This window comes from Gordonia sp. UCD-TK1, assembly GCF_001691435.1.
GTDB lineage: Bacteria > Actinomycetota > Actinomycetes > Mycobacteriales > Mycobacteriaceae > Gordonia > Gordonia hongkongensis.
In genome coordinates, this window is the sequence record NZ_LZMP01000025.1 from 1 (window position 1) to 20208 (window position 20208).

1 pseudogene (only partly in view) is annotated in these 20208 nt (G+C 69.4%); it reads right to left on the minus strand.

Features of this window, described 5'->3' with window-relative positions:
* Positions 1-20208, minus strand: a pseudogene (locus A9310_RS15435) (non-ribosomal peptide synthase/polyketide synthase) (its annotated part continues 20546 nt past the right edge of the window); the annotation flags it as partial.

Here is a 20208-nt window from a genome sequence, read left to right on the forward strand (position 1 = left end):
CGACCACCGACGTCGGGTCGTCGACCGCCCCGAGCTCGCGTTGCTGCCACAGTGCGTAGTCGGCGAACTGGACCGGCAGCGGCGGCAGCTCCGGCGTGCGGCCGGCGGCACGGTCGCGGTAGGCGGTCACGACATCGGCCAACAGCGGCCGCATGGACTCACCGTCACCCACGATGTGATGCAGCACCGCGAGCAGGACCCACGAACCCTCGCCGCGTTGCCACAACCGGACCCGGACGGGCACCTCGGTGGAGACGTCGAAACCGGCCGACAGCGCGTCGAGAAGCTCGGCCTCCGAGGCACATTCGACGAGCCGGGGCAGCGCGGCCGAACCGTCGGCGTCGTGGACGACCTGCGTCGGCCGGCCGTCGACGGCGGGGAAGGTGGTCCGCAGGATCTCCTGCCGGGCGACGACGTCGCCGATCGCCGCGCTCAGGGCCTCGACGTCGAGCTCGCCGCCGAGTTCGACACCGATCGGCAGGTTGTACGCCGCCGACGCCGGATCGAGGCGGTTGATGAACCAGATCCGCTGCTGCGCGAACGACAGCGGGATCTCCGCCGGTCTGGGCTCGACCCGGATCACCGGAGCGCGCAACCCGCCGCGGTGTTCTCCGAGAGCGGCCAGGGCGCGCGGGGTCGGGGACTCGAACACGTCCCGGACGCCGATGTCGGCGTTCAGCGCATCGCCAACGCGTGCGGCCAGTCGGGTCGCCGACAGCGAGTTGCCGCCGAGGGCGAAGAAGTCACCCGTCACCGACACCGCGTCGACGCCCAGCAGGTCGGCGAAGACGGCCACGACGCGTGCCTCGGCCGCCGTCTCCGGGGCCACGAGGTCGTCCGCCGCGATCTCCGGGGCGGGCAGGGCCCGCTTGTCCAGCTTGCCCGTCGGGGTGAGCGGCAGGGCGTCGAGCACCGTGATCGTCGCCGGGATCATGTACGTGGGCAACCGATCCGCGAGATGGTCGCGCAGATCGCCGACGTCGACGGCAGGCGCCTCCGACGCCAACACCACGTAGGCGGCCAACGACGACGCGACCGGCCCGCCCACCCCGAGCACCACGGCCGTCTGGACACCGGGATGCGAAGTCAGCGCGTTCTCGATCTCGCCGAGTTCGATGCGCAGCCCGCGCAGCTTCACCTGGTCGTCCGAACGTCCCAGGTACTCGAGCACCAGCTCACCCGACGCCGAGCGCACCCACCGGACACGGTCGCCCGTGCGGTACATGCGATCGCCGGGCACCCCGAACGGGGACGCCACGAACCGTTCGGCGGTCAGTTGCGGGCGCCCGAGGTAACCGCGTGCCAGCGAGACGCCGGTGGCGTACAGCTCGCCGGCCATCCCGACGGGCACCGGCGCCAGGCGCTGGTCGAGGACCAGCAGACCGGTACCCGGCACGGGCGCGCCGATGGTCACCGGTCCGTCCGGATCGAGCGGACCGCTGATGGTGACCGCCACCGACGTCTCCGTCGGACCGTACGCGTTGTGGAACGCGACCCGGTGCGACCACGCGCGGACGAGGGCGGTGGAAACCGCCTCACCACCCGAGGCGAGCATCCGCAGTGCGGGCAGCTCGTCGGGTTCGACCGTCGCCAGCACACTCGGTGTCAGGAACACGTGCGTCAGCGCGTGCTCGCGGAGGAATCCGGTGAGCACCTCGCCGCCGACGACCTCGTCCGGCCGGTAGACCAGCGTCGAACCCGAGGTCGAGGCGAGCAGCCACTCGAGCACCGAGGCGTCGAAACTCGGTGAGGCGTAACCGAGTACACGTGAACCCGGACGGATACCGAACCGCTGCGCCTCGGCGACCGCAAAGGCGTGTGCACCACGATGGGTGACCGCGACACCCTTGGGCACACCGGTCGAGCCGGAGGTGTAGATGACGTAGGCGAGCGCGTCGAGACGCGGGGCACCCGACACCTCACCCGGGGTGAGCGGACTGCCGTCGACCTCGCGCACCGCCTCGGAAAGGGTGTGCACATCGATCGACTCGACCTCGCCCGGGACGTCGACGCCCGAATCCGGTCCTCGTCGATCGGACGTGATGACCAGTCGCACACCGGAATCGGTGATCATGTGCGCGATGCGATCGGCGGGCAGCGTCGGGTCGACGGACAGGTACGCCGCACCCAGCTTCGCCAGGGCCCACTGCCCGACCAGACGGTCGACGGTGCGTCCCACCGCGAGCCCCACCACGTGATCGACGCCGATCCCCCGACCGGTCATCCACCGCGCGAGACGATTCGAGCGCTCGTCGAGCTCGGCGTAGGTGAGCGATGCGCCGGTGCCGTCGGTGACCGCGACGGTCTCGGCATGCGTGGCCGCGATGTCGGCGAAGACCTCGCCCAGCAGTCGCGGCTCCGGCGCCGCCGGACCGTTCACCGGGGCGAGTTCGGCGGCTGCCGCCGCGTCGAGCAGGGCGATCGCCGAGGTCGGCCGATCCGCATCGTCGACGGTCGTCCGCAGGATCTCGCGCAGTGCCGCACCGAACACCCGCACCTGGTCGTCGGCGAAGGCCGACGGGAGGTACTTGAGCTTCAGCAGCAGGCGATCGCCCGACGGTGACGACGCGAGGTTGAGCGGATAGTGCGTCGAGTCGTCGGCATCCACGCCGACGATCTGCAGACCACCGGCCAGCGACGTGTCCGCCGTCGACAGCGAGTCGGAGTCCACGGGGAACGACTCGAACACGGTGAGGGTGTCGAAGAGGGCACCCATCCCGGCCAGCGCGGTGAGGTCGGCGAGGCCGACGTGCTGATGGTCGAGGACTGCGACCTTGTCGGCCTGCATCGCGGCGAGCACGTCACCGATGGCGGCGGTCGGATCGACGTCGACGACGCTCGGGACCGTGTTGATGAACAGGCCGACCATGCCCTCGACACCATCGAGGTCCGACGGGCGGCCCGACACGGTCTCACCGAAGGCGACGACCCGGTTACCGGTCATACGCGACAGCAGTACCGCCCACGCGAACTGCAGGATCGTGCTGACCGTGACCCCGCGCTCGCGGGCGAGCCGGTTGATCGCGGCCGTCGTCCCGGCGTCGATCCACTCCTCGTGGTTGCGCGGCAACGAGGTGGTCGTGGCCTCCTCGGCGCCGGACACCAGCGTCGGTTCCTCGAGCGGCGACAGCACCTCCCGCCACGCGGCGAGACCCGCGGCCCGGTCGGTGGCGGCGAGACGCCGGACGTGATCGCCGAAGTCGGTCTCCGCGGCGATGGTGGCCGTGTACGGGCCGACCCCGGCGTAGAGCGCGAGCAGGTCCGCGAGGACCAGCGGCCCGGACCAGCCGTCGAGCAGGATGTGGTGGTTGGTCACGATCAGGCTCAGCGTCGTCGCGGAACCGGCGGCGTGCTCGACACCGACGAACCGCATGAGCGGCGGATTCTCCAGATCGAACGGCGTGATCCGTTCGGCGTCGGCGATCTCGCGCACCCGCTGTGCGGCCCCGAGGTCGTCGAGACCCGCCTCCAGGGACACTTCGGACCACGGCAGGTCGACGCGCGGGGGCACGACGGTCACCAGTGCACCTCCGGGCGTACGCACGTACCCGCTGCGCAACACCCGGTGGTGGGCCACCAGTTCCTCTGCGGCCGACCGCAATCGCGAGCGGTCGACGTCGCCCCCGAGGTGCAGGACCGCCTGGGTGACGTAGACGTCCACGCTCGCGGCTCCCGCCGACAGCCCATCGTCGACGGCCGACGGGTCTCGCGACGCCATCTGCGACTGGAAGTACAGACCGGACTGCAGCGGCGTGAGTGGCCAGACGTCCGCACCCGGGAAACGCACCGCGAGCGCGTCGAGTTCGGCCTGGGTGACGGGCGTGCCCGGCACGTCCGACGGCGAGCGGCCCGGGTCGCCGACCGCGGCGACGTGCTGCGCGAGCGCGACGAGTTCATCCGCCCACAATTCGGCGAGCGAGGCGATGTCGTCGGTCCCGAACAGTGCCGACGGGAAGGTGAAGTTGGCCGTCAGGCGCCGGGCATCGCCGTCGCTCTGCGTTCCGACGTTGACGCTCAACGGGTTCAGCGCGACCATCGCGCCCGACACCGACGGCGGCATCCCCGGTGCGCTCGGCGCGCCGGTGAACGGGATGACGTCGTGCTCGGGTTCGGCCGCGGGGCGTCCCGCGCGTCCGGCGCCGAAGAAGTTGAACCCGATGCTCGGCAGCGGACGCTGCGACAGCTCGGTATCGGCGCCGTAGCGCAGCACACCGAAACCGAGCCCGCCGTCGGGTTGCCCGAGGCGTTCCTCCTTGGCCGACTTCACCGCATGGGCGACGTCGGTGGACGGATCGACGGCGACCGGGGCGATCGTGGTGAACCAGCCGACCGTGCGGGACAGGTCGACGGCGCGTTCGCCGTCGGCGGTGACGATCTCGTCCTTGCGGCCGTGGCCCTCGACCAGGACCGTCACGGGTGCGACGTCGGCGATGCCGCGCGCGGCCTGCCACGCCCGGACCGCACGGGCGAACGTACCGAGCAGGACGTCGTTGGCGTTGCCGCGGAACGCTTCCGGCACCGAGGTCAGCGCGGCCTCGGTCACCTGCGCGTCGAATGAGTGGACCACCGACACCTCGGTGGCGAACCGGTCCCGCGACGCGTCGAAGTCGATCCCGAGATCGGTGGGCCAGGCCGGGAGCCGCTCGAGCCAGTACGGCAGCTCGGTCGCGCGCCAGTCGGCCTGTGCGCCGACCGCGTGGGCCCACGCCCGCTCGGACGTCGCCTCGGCCCGCAGCGCGATCGGCTGACCTGCTGCCCGCTGCGCCCATCCGATCACCAGGTCCTCGACGATGATCGGCCAGGACACCGCGTCGACACCGAGATGGTGAATCGCCAGGACCACCCGACCGACGCCGTCGACGTCGGTGACGATGCCGGCTGCGACGAGCACGCCGGTCGACGGATCGAGGTGTGCCAGCGCCTCGGCATGCGCGGCGCGCACGTCGGCGTCGTGGCCGGGGGTACCCACCGGTGCGGTCGAGGACCGCGCGAACACGTACGGCGCTGCGCCCGGACTGTCGGTGTGCGAACCATCTGGGCTCTCGCCGGAACCGGCGACGAGTTGCCAGCGGTCGCCGTCGCGGGCGAGACGGGCGGACAGCATCGGGTGTACCGCGATGAGCTCGGACAGCAACTCCGACAACGCGTCCACGGTGAGTCCCGACGGCCCGTGGAGCACCCGGTACTGCGAGAAGTCCGCGAAATCGCCGGGCTCCGATGAATGCTCGATCATCCACGACATCACCGGCAGGAGCGGCATGTCGCCATGCGCACCGCCCGTGGGTTCGTCGAGCGACGGCAGGCGATGAGCCTCGCCGGCGACCACGCGGGCCATCGCCCGGATGGTGCGTTGCTCGAAGATGTCTCGCGGCGTGAGCGTGAACCCCGCGGCGCGAACCGCCGAGGCGAGCTGGATCGACATGATCGAGTCGCCGCCGAGCGCGAAGAACGACTGGGTGACCGACACCCGCTCCAGTCCGAGCAGACCCGCCACGATGCTCGCCAGGGTCTCCTCGGTCGCGTTGGCGGGCGCGACGTAATCGGCGTCGAGCCCCGCGAAGTCGGGTGCGGGCAGGGCGCGGCGGTCGAGCTTGCCCGCGCTGTTCAGCACGACGTCGTCGATCGGCATCCACAGGGTCGGACGCATGTACTCCGGAAGTGCCTGCGTCACCGCGTCGCGCAGGACCTCGATGTCCACGGTCGACGGCGCGACATAGGCGACCAGATGCTGTCCGCCGCCCGGCGCGTCGGCCACCGTCACCGCGGCGTGCACGACCCCGGGCGCAGCCGCCACGACGGACTCGATCTCCCCGAGCTCGATGCGCTGGCCGCGCAGCTTCACCTGGAAGTCGGTGCGGCCGAGGTATTCGATCTCACCGTCGGTGTTCCACCGCACGAGGTCGCCGGTGCGGTAGAGCCGCGAGCCGGGCCGGCCGAACGGGTCGGCCACGAAGCGTTCGGCGGAAAGTCCCGGTTGCGCGGCGTACCCGCGGGCCACCTGCTCGCCACCGAGATAGAGCTCGCCCGGGACTCCCGTCGGGACCGGGTTCAGCCGCGCGTCGAGCACGTGGGTGGTCGTGTTCCAGACCGGCACGCCGATCGGCACGACCGACGGTGCCCGGGTGACGTCGGCGTAGGCCACCTCGACCGCTGCCTCGGTGGGACCGAACAGGTTCACGATCTGGACGTGCGGCAGCAGCTCGTGGGCACGGGCCACCACCGCGGGCGGCAGCGCCTCACCGGAGGCGAAGAGCCACCGCAGCGTACCCAGGCGCGAGACCGTCTCGGCCGGTACGACATCGAGGAACACCGACAGCATCGACGGGACGAAGTGCACCGAGGTGGCGCCGCTCGACGCGATCAGGTCGGCGATGTAGAGCGGATCGGCGTGACCGCCCGGTTCCGCGATCACCATCGTCGCACCGGTCAGCAACGGCGCGAACAGCTCCGGCACCGAGACGTCGAAGGTGTACGGCGTCTTCTGGATGATCCGGTCACCCACGGTCCAGGGGTACTCGTCGAGTCCCCACCACAACCGGTTGGCCACGGACGCGTGCGAGACGGTGACGCCCTTCGGCCGTCCCGTCGAACCCGAGGTGAACAGGGTGTACAGCGCGTCGTCACCGCGGATCGGCCGCACGCGCTCGGCGTCGGTGACCGGCGGAGTCGACGGATCGATGTCGCGGGTCGAATCGACGACGACACGCTGGATCCCGTCGTCGAGACCGGACAGGTCGGCCGCCACGGGCCGCGGTCCGACGAGGAGGACCCGCGCGGCCGCGGTCTCGACCATGTAGCGCACGCGGTCGCCCGGGGCCGCGGTGTCGATGGGCACGTACTGCCCACCCGCCGCGGTCACCGCGTGGACCGCCACGACCATCTCCACGCCGCGATCGATGCACACCGCCACCGCGACGTCGGGACCGACGCCCAGCGCCAGCAGCTCGCGCGCCACATCTGCGACCCGGGCTCCGAATTCGCGATAAGACAGCTCACGGTCAGCGAAGGTCAGCGCGATCGTGTCGGGATGCCGGGTAGTGCCGGCCTCTACCCCGGCGACAACGGATTCCGCTGCGATGACGATCTCGGTGCCACGGGACCGACGCAGTATGTCCGCAACCTCGGCGGGTTCGAGGAGCGCCGCCTCAGCCACCGGCGCCTCGGTCCGCGCCGTCAGCTGATCGAGGATCGCGACGAACCTGCGGGCCAGCTGAGCCACGGTGTCCTCATCGAAGAGGTCCCGTGCAAACACGAACTCGAGCGGCCAGTCGCCGTCGCGCTCGGGGACGGTGACACCGACGGTGAGGTCGAGTTTCGCCGGCGGGTCTGCGGGCGACATCGGTTCGATGTCGAGACCGGCAACGGAGGCCGGGGCCGTGTCGGCTCCCATCTCGGGGAGAGCCGTCTGACCGAAGGTCAGCATGACCTGCGCCAGTGGTGCGAACGCCTCCGACCGTACGGGGTTGAGTCGCTCGACGAGCGTCTCGAACGCGACGTCGGCGTTGGCGAACGCCTCGAGATCGGTCTCGCGCGCCTGCTCGAGGAGTTCGGCGAACGTCATCGACGGGGCGATCTGCGTGCGGAGGACGAGGGTGTTGACGAACATACCGACCAGCGGGTCGAGGACACGCTGGCCGCGTCCGGCCACCGGCGTCGCAATCGCCACGTCCTCCCCCGCCGACAGACGCGCCAGCAGAACCGCGAGCGCGGCATGTACCACGATGAACGGCGTCGCGTCGGCCTCGCGAGCGAGGTCGCGCACGCGGTCGCCGATCTCGGCCGGTATCACCGCACCGACCCGGCCGCCCCGCTGCGAGGCGACGAGCGGCCTCGGCCGATCGAACGGCAGCGTGAGCACCTCGGGCAGATCGGCGAGTCTGTCTGCCCAGTAGGACAACTGGGCGCCGATCACCGAGTCCGGGTCGGACCCGTCGCCGAGGACATCGTGCTGCCAGAGCGCGAAGTCGGCGAACTGGACCTCGAGCGGTTCGAAGTCGGGTGCCCGCCCGGCGACCCTCGCGTCGTAGGCGTTCATCACGTCGGCCAGGAGCGGATTCATCGATTCGCCGTCGGCAGCGATGTGATGGACGACCACTGCGACCACGGATCGGCCCGGCTCGACCGGCCAGACCCGCGCACGGACCGGCCAGTCGGCGCTCACGTCGAAGCCCGCGACGATCGCGCTCTCCAGCTCGCGCTGATCCGCCACGATCCCCCAGTCGAGGCGTTCGGCGATCTGCTCGCGCGGATGGATGAGCTGATATGCCGCCCCCTCGACGGAGGGGAAGGTGGTGCGCAAGACCTCGTGGCGGCCCACCACGTCGGCCATCGCCTGGCGCAGTGCGTCGGTGTCCAGAGGTCCGGTCACCTGCAACACCACCGGGATGTTGTAGGTCGGAAGCGACGGATCGAACTGGTTGATGAACCACATCCGTTGCTGTGCGAACGACAGCGGAACGAGTTCCGGCCGTTCGGCATTCGCGACGATCGGGGGCAGCGCCGCGGCGTGTCCGGACACCTCGCCCACCAGCGCACGTACTGTCGGCGCCTCGAACAGGTCACGCACCGAGGTCTCGACACCGAGTACCTCGCCCACCCGGGCGGCGACGCGCGTCGCCGACAGCGAGTTGCCGCCGAGATCGAAGAAGGACTCGGTCACGCTGACCTCGCCGAGGCCCAGCACCTCGGCGAACACCGCGGCGACCGCGGCTTCCTGATCGGTCTCCGGTGCCACGATCTCGCCGGCCTCGATGACCGGTTCGGGCAGCGCCGCCTTGTCGAGCTTGCCCACCGGGGTGAGGGGGAGCTCGTCGAGCACCGCGACCGACGCCGGCACCATGTGCGCCGGGAGACGTTCGCCGACAAACGATCTCAGCTCTGCCGGATCGACCTCGGCCCCGGTGGTGACCACGTAGGCGGCCAGTGCGGTGGCGACCGAACCGCCGACACCGACGACCACGGCCGAGCGGACCGCCGGATGCTCGGCGAGAACTGCCTCGATCTCACCGAGTTCGATGCGCAGACCGCGCAGCTTCACCTGGTCGTCGCTGCGTCCGGAGTACTCGATGACCGGGGCGCCGGCGGAATCCTGCTTCCAGCGCACGATGTCGCCGGTGCGATACATCCGGTCACCCGGGTGACCGTGCGGGTTCGCCACGAACCGATCGGCGGTCAGGCCCGGACGGTCGAGGTATCCGCGCGACAGCGCGCCGCCGTTGACATACAGCTCACCTGCGACCCCGATGGGGACCGGACGCAACTGCGCGTCGAGCACCATCAGGCCCACGCCGGCGAGCGGGCCGCCGAGCGAAACCGGCTCGCCCACCGCCATCGGCGCACTGATGGTCACGCCGATCGTGGTCTCGGTGGGGCCGTAGAGGTTCTGGATCCGCCGGAACGGCGCCCAGCTGTCCTTGAGCGCCTGCGGCACGGCCTCGCCACCGGCGTAGACGACCCGGAGGGCCGGGACGGCCTGCGGTTCGATGGTCGCGAGCACGGTCGGCGTCAGGAACGTGTGGGTGATCGCCTGCCGCATCATGAGGTCCTGCAGCGGCGGGCCGCCGACGGCGGCGGCGGGGCGGKAGATCAACACGCCGCCGGACACGATCGCGAGCAGGTACTCGAGCACCGACGCGTCGAAGCTGGGCGAGGCCGGACAGTGTCTCGATCTCGACGGACAGCGTGGCGTCGTCGAGACGGAGCCACGAGAAGCGATCCCCGGGCAGGGTTCCCGACGCCTCGACGGCCAGGCCCAGGATCGCGCCCGAATCCTCGACCATGTTCGCCACCCGTTCGGCGGGATAGTCCGGGTCGATCGGCACATAGCCACCACCGGTCTTGGCCACCGCCCAGATAGCGGTGAGCAGCTGCGCGGAGCGGCCGATCGCCAGCGCGACCAGCTTCTCCGGGCCGATGCCCTGACCGATCAGCCAGCGCGCCAGGCGGTTCGACCGCGCGTCGAGGTCCGCGTAGGACAGCCAGACGTTGTCGGCGTCGACGACGGCCTGGCGCGGTCCCCACTTCGCGGCGGACTGTGCGAACAGGTCGCCCAGGACGACCGGCTCGGTTCCCGGTCCCCCGGTGACGACCGCGTCGGAGTCGGCGATCGACACCGTCTGGCGCTGGGGCTCGGGTTGCGCTGCGGCGCGGGCGAGCTCGGCAACCGACATCGTGTCGCCGAGCGTGATCTGCCGCAACGGGGTCTCCGGCTCGGTGACGGCCTCGGTCAGCAGTCCGACGAGCTGCTCGCCCAGGCGGACCGCGGTCGACTCGTCGAAAAGATCCGTGGCGTAGGTGATGGTGCCCGCCCATTCCTCGCCGCGGCCGGGCTGGGTCATCCCGATGAGCAGGTCGACGCGCGCCGGGGTCTGACCGGTGTCCACCGGACTCACCCGGAGGCCGGCGACCTCCCCCACCGACAGGTCGGCGCCGGCGAGCTCCGGCAGGGTGGACTGGTCGAAGGTGAGCCAGACCTGGGTGAACGGAGCGAACGCCGCCGACCGTTGGGCACCGGCAGCATCGACGACGATCTCGAAGGGCACATCGGCATTCGCGAACGCGCCGAGATCGGCCTCCCTGGTGGCCTCGAGCAGGTCGGCGAAGCCGCGGTCGAGGTCGACGCGGGTGCGCAGCACGAGCGTGTTGACGAACATGCCGATCAGCGGATCGAGCACGCGCTGACCTCGACCCGCGACCGGGGTGCCGATCGCGATGTCATCGGTCGCCGACAGGCGCGAGAGCAGCGCGGCCAACGCCGCGTGCACAACCATGAAGGGCGTGGCGCCGGTGTCCTGCGCGACGCGCGCGATCCGGTCACCGACCTCGGCCGGCACCGTGAAGGAGACGCGTCCGCCGCGCTGGCTGGCACGAGCCGGGCGGGGGCGGTCCGTGGGCACGTCGATCACGTCCGGCAGACCGGCCAACCGCTCGACCCAGTAGGCGAGCTGGCGACCGACAACGGACTCCGGATCGTCGGGCGAGCCGAGCACGTCGTGCTGCCAGATCGCGAAGTCGGCGAACTGGACCTCGAGATCAGCGAAATCGGGTTCGGCATCGGCGGTTTCGGCCAGATAAGCGGTGACGACATCCCTCACCAGGGGCATCATCGACTCACCGTCGGAGGCGATGTGGTGGGTGACGACCGCGAACACGTGCTCTTCCGGTGCCACCTCCCAGATCCGGGCGCGGATCGGCCAGTCGCGCGAGACGTCGAAGCCGGCCGACACCGCGGCCTCGATCTCCTCTTGCGAGGAGACCACATCCCAATCCAGACGCGCGGCGACCGACGACGCCCGGTTGATCTTCTGATAAGGCGTCCCCTCGACGGACGGGAACGTGGTCCGCAGCGACTCGTGTCGCGATACGACGTCGATCAGAGCGGCGTGCAGGGCGTCTTCGTCGAGGGAACCGGACAGCCGCAACACCACCGGGATGTTGTAGGCCGACGAGGTGGTGTCGGCTTGGTTGACGAACCACATCCGTTGCTGCGCAAAGGCCAGCGGGACGCGCTCCGGGCGCGGATTGACCGCGACGATCGGCGCCCGCGCTGCGTCGAGATCGGCGCTGGCACGGGCCAGTTCCCGCACGCTCGGCGCATCGAACAGATCGCGGACCGAGATCTCGCTGCCGGTGACCTCACCGACGCGCGCGGCCAGTCGCATCGCCGACAGCGAGTTACCACCGAGATCGAAGAACGAGTCGGTGACGCTCACGCGCTCGAGGCCGAGGACGTCGGCGAACACGGCCGCCACCGCGGCCTCCGCCTCATCGGCGGGCTCGATGTACTCACCGGCGGAGAACACCGGCTCGGGCAGCGCACGACGGTCGATCTTGCCTGCGGTGTTCAGCGCGATGTCCTCGACGGGCATCCACACGCTCGGCCGCATGTACTCCGGGAGCGCCTCCGCGACAACGGACTTCACCGCGTCGAGGTCAAGACGTTCGCCCGGGACCCCCGCCACGTAACCGACGAGGTGTTCGCCGCCACCGGGCGCCGTGGCCACCGTTGCCGCAGCGTGCACGACGCCGGGCGCCGACGCGATGACCGCCTCGATCTCACCGAGTTCGATGCGCTGGCCGCGCAGCTTCACCTGGAAGTCGGTGCGGCCGAGATACTCCAGCACGCCATCGGGACGGCGGCGCACCAGGTCGCCCGTGCGGTACAGACGCGTCCCCGGCTCGCCGTACGGGTCGGCGACGAATCTCTCGGCGGTGAGGTCCGGGCGGGCGGCGTAACCGCGGGCGAGTTGGACCCCGCCGAGGTAGAGCTCGCCGGGCACGCCGGGAGGGACCCTGCGCAACCGCGAATCCAACACCACTGCAGACGAATTCCAGACCGGAACGCCGATGGGCACCGTCGGATCATCCGCGGCGACGGAGTGAATCCGCTCGAACGTGATCTCCACCGCGGCCTCGGTCGGGCCGTACAGGTTGAAGAACCAGGCATCCGGCCACAGTTCGCGCGCCGGTGCCGCGACCGCCGGCGGCAACGCCTCACCCGTGGTCGAGACGATCCGGAGGGTGTCGAGCGCGGCGAGCTGTTCGCGGTCGACGACCTCGAGGAACACCGAGAGCATGGACGGCACGAAGTGCACCATCGTCGTGCCGGTGCGGGCGATCTCGTCGGCCACCTGCCGCGGATTGAGGTGACCACCGTCGGCGAGGACGACCACGCGCGCGCCGATCGCCAACGGCGCGAACAGTTCCGGCACCGAGCAGTCGAAGGTGTACGGCGTCTTCTGCATCACGACGTCGTCGGGGCCGATCGGCAGCGCGTCCAGGCCCCACCACAGGCGGTTGAGCACGGCCGCGTGTGAGAGGGTCACACCCTTCGGACGTCCGGTCGACCCGGAGGTGAAGAGGGTGTATGCCGCATCATCCGGGCGCAGCGGCGCGAGTCGCTCGTCGTCGGACACCGGGGCGGCGGACGCCGCGTCGACGTCCAGCAGCGCCGAGGCGTCGACGGTCATGACACGGACCCCGGCCTCGTCCGCGGCGTTCACCGCGCCGGGTACCCCGTCCGCGTCGGCGACCAGCAGCACTCGCGCACCGGCGGTCTCGTACATGTAGCGAACGCGGTCCGCGGGTGCGGCCACGTCGACGGGTACATACTGACCACCGGCGGCGACGACGGCATGGATGGCCACCATCATCTCGACCGATCGCGGAACACACAGCGCCACAGCGACATCGGGACCGACCCCGGCGGCTATCAGGGCACGGGCGAGCGTGTTGACCCGGGCCGAGAACTCCGCGTAGGACACCTCACGCTCACCGAAGACGAGCGCGGTCGCGTCAGGAGTGCGTCGGGCCTGCGCGGCCACGGCGTCACTGACCGTCTGCACGGCCGGCAACTCCACGGGATCGCCCCATTCGGCGGTCTCGATCTCGGCCACCGTCGCCGGCGCGACGAAGGGCGCGTCGCCCACTGCGGTTCCCGGCGCCGCGGTCAACGCACCGAGCAGGCGGGTGAAGCGGTTGGCGAACTCAAGGACGGTCGCTTCCTCGAAGAGGTCGGTGGCATAGGTGATCGACATCGGCCATACCTGGCCGACCGGGCGAGACGACACCGTGATCCACAGGTCGGTCTGCGCCATCGCGGCCACGTCATCGTACGGCGTGACCGTCAGTCCGCCGGCCTCGCCGAGAGCTTCGGTCACCGACGCGGCCGGGTCGAAGGAGAAGATCACCTGCGCCAGTGGAGCGAACGCCTCGGAGCGAACCGGGTTGAGTCGGTCGACGAGGGTCTCGAACGGGATGTCGGCGTGAGCGAAGGCGCTCAGGTCTGTCTCGCGAACATCCGCGAGGAATTCCTGGAACGACCGGCCACCGTCGACGCCGGTCCGCAGGACGAGCGTGTTGACGAACATGCCGACCAGCGGATCGAGCACTTCCTGGCCTCGACCGGCGATCGGCGTGCCCACCGCGATGTCGTCCGTCGCCGAGAGTCGTGCGAGCAGAACTGCGAGGGCAGCATGCACGACCATGAAGGGAGTCACTCCACCCGCACGGGCGAGATCGGCGACAGCACTGGCGACATCGGCCGGGATGTCGACGCCGACGCGCGCACCACGACCGGATGCGACGGCGGGCCTCGGCCGATCAGCGGGTAGTTCGAGGACGTCGGGCAGGCCTGCGAGCTGAGTTGTCCAGTAGGCGAGTTGACGAGCAACCACGGATTCGGGATCGTCGACCGAGCCGAGCACCTCGTGCTGCCAGATCGCGTAATCAGCGAACTGTACAGGGAGCGGGGCGAATTCGGGCTGCTGACCGGCGGCCCGCGCGGTGTAGGCGGTGACCAGGTCGGACACCAGCGGCGACAGCGACTCGCCGTCCGCGCCGACGTGGTGCAGGACGATGGCGAGGATGTGCTCATCGTCGGCGACGGGGTACAGACGGGCACGGATCGGCCATTCGGAGGTGACGTCGAAGCCGGCGGTCGCCCCGTCGACCAGGTCGGCCTCGGAGTCGACGACAAGCCAATCGAGGTGCTCGACGACCGAGGACTCGGGATGGACGAGTTGATATGGCACACCGGCCTCGTCCGGGAACGTGGTTCGCAGCACCTCGTGACGAGAGACCACATCCACCAGTGCCGCACGCAGTGCCTCGACATCGAGGCCACCGCGCATCCGCAGGACCGCGGGGATGTTGTGCATCGCCTCACCCGGTTCGAACCGGTTGATGAACCAGAGCCGTTGCTGCGCAAAGGACAGCGGGATCCGATCCGGCCGCGGCGACACTGTCGTCACTGGTGGAAGATCTGCGCCGCGATCAGCCACTGCGGCGACGAGTTCCCGCACCGACGGCGCATCGAATACGTCGCGGACGGTCACTCGGGTACCCAACGCGGCCGCGACCCGTGACGCCAGGCGGGTCGCGGRCAGCGAGTTACCACCCAGGTCGAAGAAGCTCGTCGTGACGCCGATCGCCTCGAGACCGAGGACCCCGGCGAACACCTCCGCCACCTCGGCCTCGAACTCATCCGCCGGTGCGACGAACTCGGCGGCCGATGCCGCGACGAGCTCGGGCTCAGGCAGTGCGCGTCGATCGATCTTGCCTGCGGTGTTGAGCACCATCTCCTCGACGGGAACCCAGATGGTGGGCCGCATGTACGCCGGAAGCGATCGGGCCACGACGTCCCTCACCGCATCGAGGTCTACCCGTGATCCGTAGGCCCCTGCCACGTAGGCGACGAGGTGTTCTCCGGTGTCCGGTGTCGAGTACACCGTCACGGCAGTGTGCACGACTCCAGGTGCGGTCGCGATGACCGACTCGATCTCGCCCAACTCTATGCGCTGTCCGCGCAACTTCACCTGGAAGTCGGTACGACCCAGATACTCCAGCTGCCCTTCTGTATTCCAACGCACCAGGTCACCGGTGCGATAGAGACGTTCTCCGGTCCCGCTGAACGGATTGGCGACAAAACGCTCGGCGGTCAGTCCCGGCCGTGCGGAGTACCCGCGCGCGAGTTGCACTCCGCCGAGGTACAACTCGCCCGGCACGCCCGCCGGTACGCGTTGCAGCCGCGCATCGAGAACGAATGTCGCGGTGTTAGGCACCGGTACGCCGATGGGCACGACATCCTCGCCCGGTTGCACGTGGTGGGCGGTCACGTCGACCGCAGCCTCCGTCGGACCGTAGAGGTTGTGCAACTCGTTGCCCGGTAGCGCGGCGAGCAGCGATCGGGCGGCCGCCACCGTGAGCGCCTCACCAGAGGTGAATGTCAGTCGCAGCGACGCGAGGTCACCCGTCCTGTCCCCGAGAACGTCGAGGAACACCGACAGCATCGACGGCACGAAATGAATGATCGTGACCCGTTGTGTTCCGATCAGATCGGCGAGGTACTCCGGGTCGCCGTGCCGGCCGGCATCAGCAATCACCAGGGTCGCTCCGACCTCGAACGGAAGGAACAGTTCCCACACCGAGACGTCGAAGGTGATCGGCGTCTTCTGCACGAAGACGTCTGCCTGTCCGATCGCGTACCAGTCGCGCATCCAGTCCAGGCGATTCACGATCGCGCGGTGCGAGACCGTCACGCCCTTCGGCCGACCGGTCGAACCGGAAGTGAAGAGGGTGTAAGCCGGGTCGTCACCGCGGATCGGTCGGACCCGGTCGGCGTCGGTGATCGGCGCGATGTCCGACCCGGGGTCGCGAGCGGTGTCGACGGTGACAAAACGGACGTCGTCGAGGCCGGACAGATCGGTGTCCACCGGGCGCGGTCCGATGAGGACGATCCCGACGCCTGCGGTCTCGAGCATGTAGACGGCGCGATCACGCGGCGCGGCGGTGTCCACCGGCACGTAGTGCCCGCCGGCCGCAACAACGGCGTGAATAGCCACCAGCATGTCGAGTCCGCGGTCGATGCATACTGCCACCGGCACCTCGGGTCCGACACCGAGGCCTAGTAGTTCACGCGCGAGACCTGCTACGTGAGAGTCGAATTCGCGATAGGTAACCCGTCGGCCGCCATGAACCACCGCGATGCCCTCGCGGGCGGCCCGTCCGTGTCGGCCCAGGGCTTCGGTCAAGGATGTGACCGGCATCGCCAAGTCGATACCGCGCGAGCGCGAGAGTATCTCGGTGACTTCTTCCGGTTCGAGCAACGTGGCCGTAGCCACAGATGCCGAGATGTCGGTCACGAGCTGTCCCAGAAGGCCGACGAACCGTCGGACGAGCCTGGTCGCCGACTCCTCGCCGAACAGATCACGGGCATAGACGATCTCGAGCGGCCAGTCGCCCGCACCTTCCGGAGCCGTGACGCCGACGGTCAGGTCGACCTTGGCAGCTGGGTCGGGGTCGGTGACCGGTTCGATGAGCAGACCGGCAACGGAAGCGGAGGTGGTGTCGGTGGCCAGTTCCGGAATGGCGGTCTGTCCGAAGGTCAACATGACTTGTGCAAGCGGGGCGAAGGCCTCGGAGCGCACCGGGTCGAGTCGTTCGACCAAGGTCTCGAAGGTGACGTCGGAGTTGGCGAAGGCTTCGAGATCGGTCTCGCGGACCTGCTCGATCAGTTCGGCGAAGCTCATGTTCGGTCGGACCTCGGTACGCAACACCAGGGTGTTGACAAACATGCCCACGAGCGGGTCGAGCGCGCGCTGGCCGCGTCCGGCGATCGGCGTCGCGATCGCGATGTCCTCGGTCGCCGACAGGCGCGCCAGGAGGACCGCGAGCGCGGCATGCACGACCATGAACGGGGTGACGCCCGCGTCGTGAGCGAGAGCGCGAATTCGTTCGCCGACGACTGCGGGGATCGTCTCTCGCACGCGTCCGCCGTGCTGCGAGGCGACCAGCGGGCGGGGACGGTCGAAGGGCAGTTCCAGGACCTCGGGAAGGCCTGCGAGTTTGCCCGTCCAGTAGGCCAACTGCCGGCCCGTCACCGAGGTGGGATCGGACCCGTCGCCGAGAACCTCGTGCTGCCACAGGGCGAAATCGGCAAACTGCACCTCGAGCGGCGCAAACGTGGGCTCCACTCCGTTTGCCCGGGCCTCGTAGGCCGTCAGCACATCGGTCAGCAGAGGCCGCATCGACTCGCCGTCGGCGCCGATATGGTGCAGCACGACGGCCAGGACGTGCTGGCCGTCGCCCGACTTCCACAGGCGGACGCGAATCGGCCAGTCGACGGTGACATCGAACCCGGACATCACCCGGATCAACTCTTCCTCGGAATCGACGACGGCCCAATCGAGTTCGGCGTCGACGCGCTCCACGGGCGAGACCCGCTGATACGGCAGGCCGTCGTACTCCGGGAACGTCGTCCGCAAGACCTCGTGGCGGATCACGACGTCGACGACCGCGGTACGCAACGCGGTCACATCGAGGTCGCCCGTCAGGCGGACGACCACGGGGATGTTGTAGGTGACGGAGTCCGGAGCGAGGCGGTTGAGGAACCACATCCGCTGCTGAGCGAAAGCCACCGGGACCCGCTCGGGCCGCACGACATGCGCGGTCACCGGCGTCAATCCGGCACCACGGCGCGCCAGCGCGGCGGCCAGTTCACGGACGGTCGACAAGTCGAAGATGTCGCGAACCGAGACCTCTACACCGAGATGATCCGAGGCGCGTGCCACCGCCCGCATGGCAGACAACGAGTTGCCGCCGAGATCGAAGAAGGACGTGTCGACCGACACCCGGTCCACCCCGAGCACGTCGGCGAACACCCGTGCCAGGCTCGCCTCGGTCTTGGTGGCCGGTGCGACGAAGTCGTCCGAGTCGACGTTGATCTCCGGGATGGGTAGCGCGTCGCGATCGAGTTTGCCGTTGGCGGTGAGCGGGAACGACAGCTCCTCGACGACCATGTCCGGGATCATGTACTCCGGGACGCGCCGACCCACTGTGCGACGTACCTCGTGGAGATCCATGTCGTGGGAACCGTCGGAGATCACGTATCCGATGAGTTGCTCGCCGCGCCTCGGGATCTCGACGACTCTGGCGGCTGCCGCACTCACACCCGGCACCGACAACAATGCCGCCTCGATCTCCGCGAGTTCGATCCGGTAACCGCGGAGCTGCACCTGCGCATCGCCGCGCCCGAGGTACTCGATGTCACCGCCGACTCGACGCGCCAGGTCCCCGGTGCGATACATCCGGGTCCCGGGCTCACCGTGTGGAGCCGCCACGAAGCGGGCCGCGGAAAGGCCGGCCCGGTTCAGATAGCCTTGCGCCAACTGGCCGCCGGTCACGTACATTTCGCCGACCACGCCCTCGGGCACCGGCCGCAGACGATCATCCAGCACGTGGATGCTCAGCGACGACAACGGACGACCGATGAAACTCGCGTCGTCAGCAGTCACTGTCTCCGGTTCCAGCGGCCGGAAGCTGACGTGCACGGTGGTCTCGGTGATGCCGTACATGTTCACCAGCTGCGTGGTCTCCGCCGGATGATCGTCGAACCAGCGACGCACCTGCTCGAAACTCAGTGCCTCACCACCGAACACGATGTATCGCAGCCCGAGCGCCGTGCGATTCCGCCGGCGCGCCTCCGCCAGCTGATAGAACGCCGACGGTGTCTGACTCAACACCGTGACCCGTTCGCGGGCCAGGAGTTCCAGGAACTCGTCCGGTGACCGCGCGAGGTACCGGTCGACGACGATGAGCCTGGCTCCGCTCAGCAGCGGACCCCACAACTCCCACACCGAGAAGTCGAAGGCATAGCTGTGGAACAACGTCCAGACATCCGCCTCGGAGAAGTCGAAATCGCCTGCAGCGGTGTCCATCAGGGTCACCACATCGCGGTGGGTGACTTCGACGCCCTTCGGACGACCAGTCGACCCCGACGTGTAGATCACGTACGCGCGCGACTCCGGATGGATCGCCACCTGGCCCGGCGACGTCTGGTGGCCCTCTCGGACGAGGTCCTCGACCGTCACCACCGGGGTGGAGTCCAGTTGGGTCCAGAGTTCGGCTTCGGCAGTGGTCTGATCGGTCAGGACCACAGACGGCGCTGCATCGGCGACGATGAATCGCAACCGATCCACCGGGTTCGTCGTGTCCAGCGGGAGATAGCCTGCACCGCAACGCAAGACACCGACAATCGAACTCACCAGGTCCACCGAACGAGACGGTGCCACCGCCACCAGATCACCCGCGCGTACACCGCGCGCCTGCAGCGCCGCAGCGATCGCGGACGACCGCGCATCCAACTCGGCGTAGCTGAGCGTTGTCTCACCCGCGGTCACCGCACGACGATGCGGATGTGCCGACACCGTCCGGCCGAAGAGGTCGACGAGGGACGCACCCGCGTTGACCGTGTCGGTGGCCGGGAGCGGCAGGGCGGCGAGTTCGGCGATCTCCGAGTCGAACAGCACCGGGACGTCACCGGTCGCGATCGCCGGGTCGTGGACGCAGGCGGTCAGAACCGCGACGAACCGATCGGCCAGACGGGCGACGCTCCGCTCGTCGAACAGATCGGTGGCGTACTGGATCACCGCGGGCCAGGGCTGTCCGGGTCCGGCGGTCCCGATCCCGAACAACGCATCGACCTTCGCGGTCAGCTGCGGCACCTCGACGGGCGTGACCCGCACGTCCGCGACCTCGCCACCGGCCAGACCCGACCCCGCCAACTCGGGGACCACCGACTGGTCCAAGGTCAACCAGACCTGGGCAAGAGGCGCGAACGATTCGGACCGAACGGGATTCATCCGTTCCACCACGGTTTCGAACGGCACATCCGAGTGCGCGAACGCGTCAAGATCCACGTCACGGACGCGC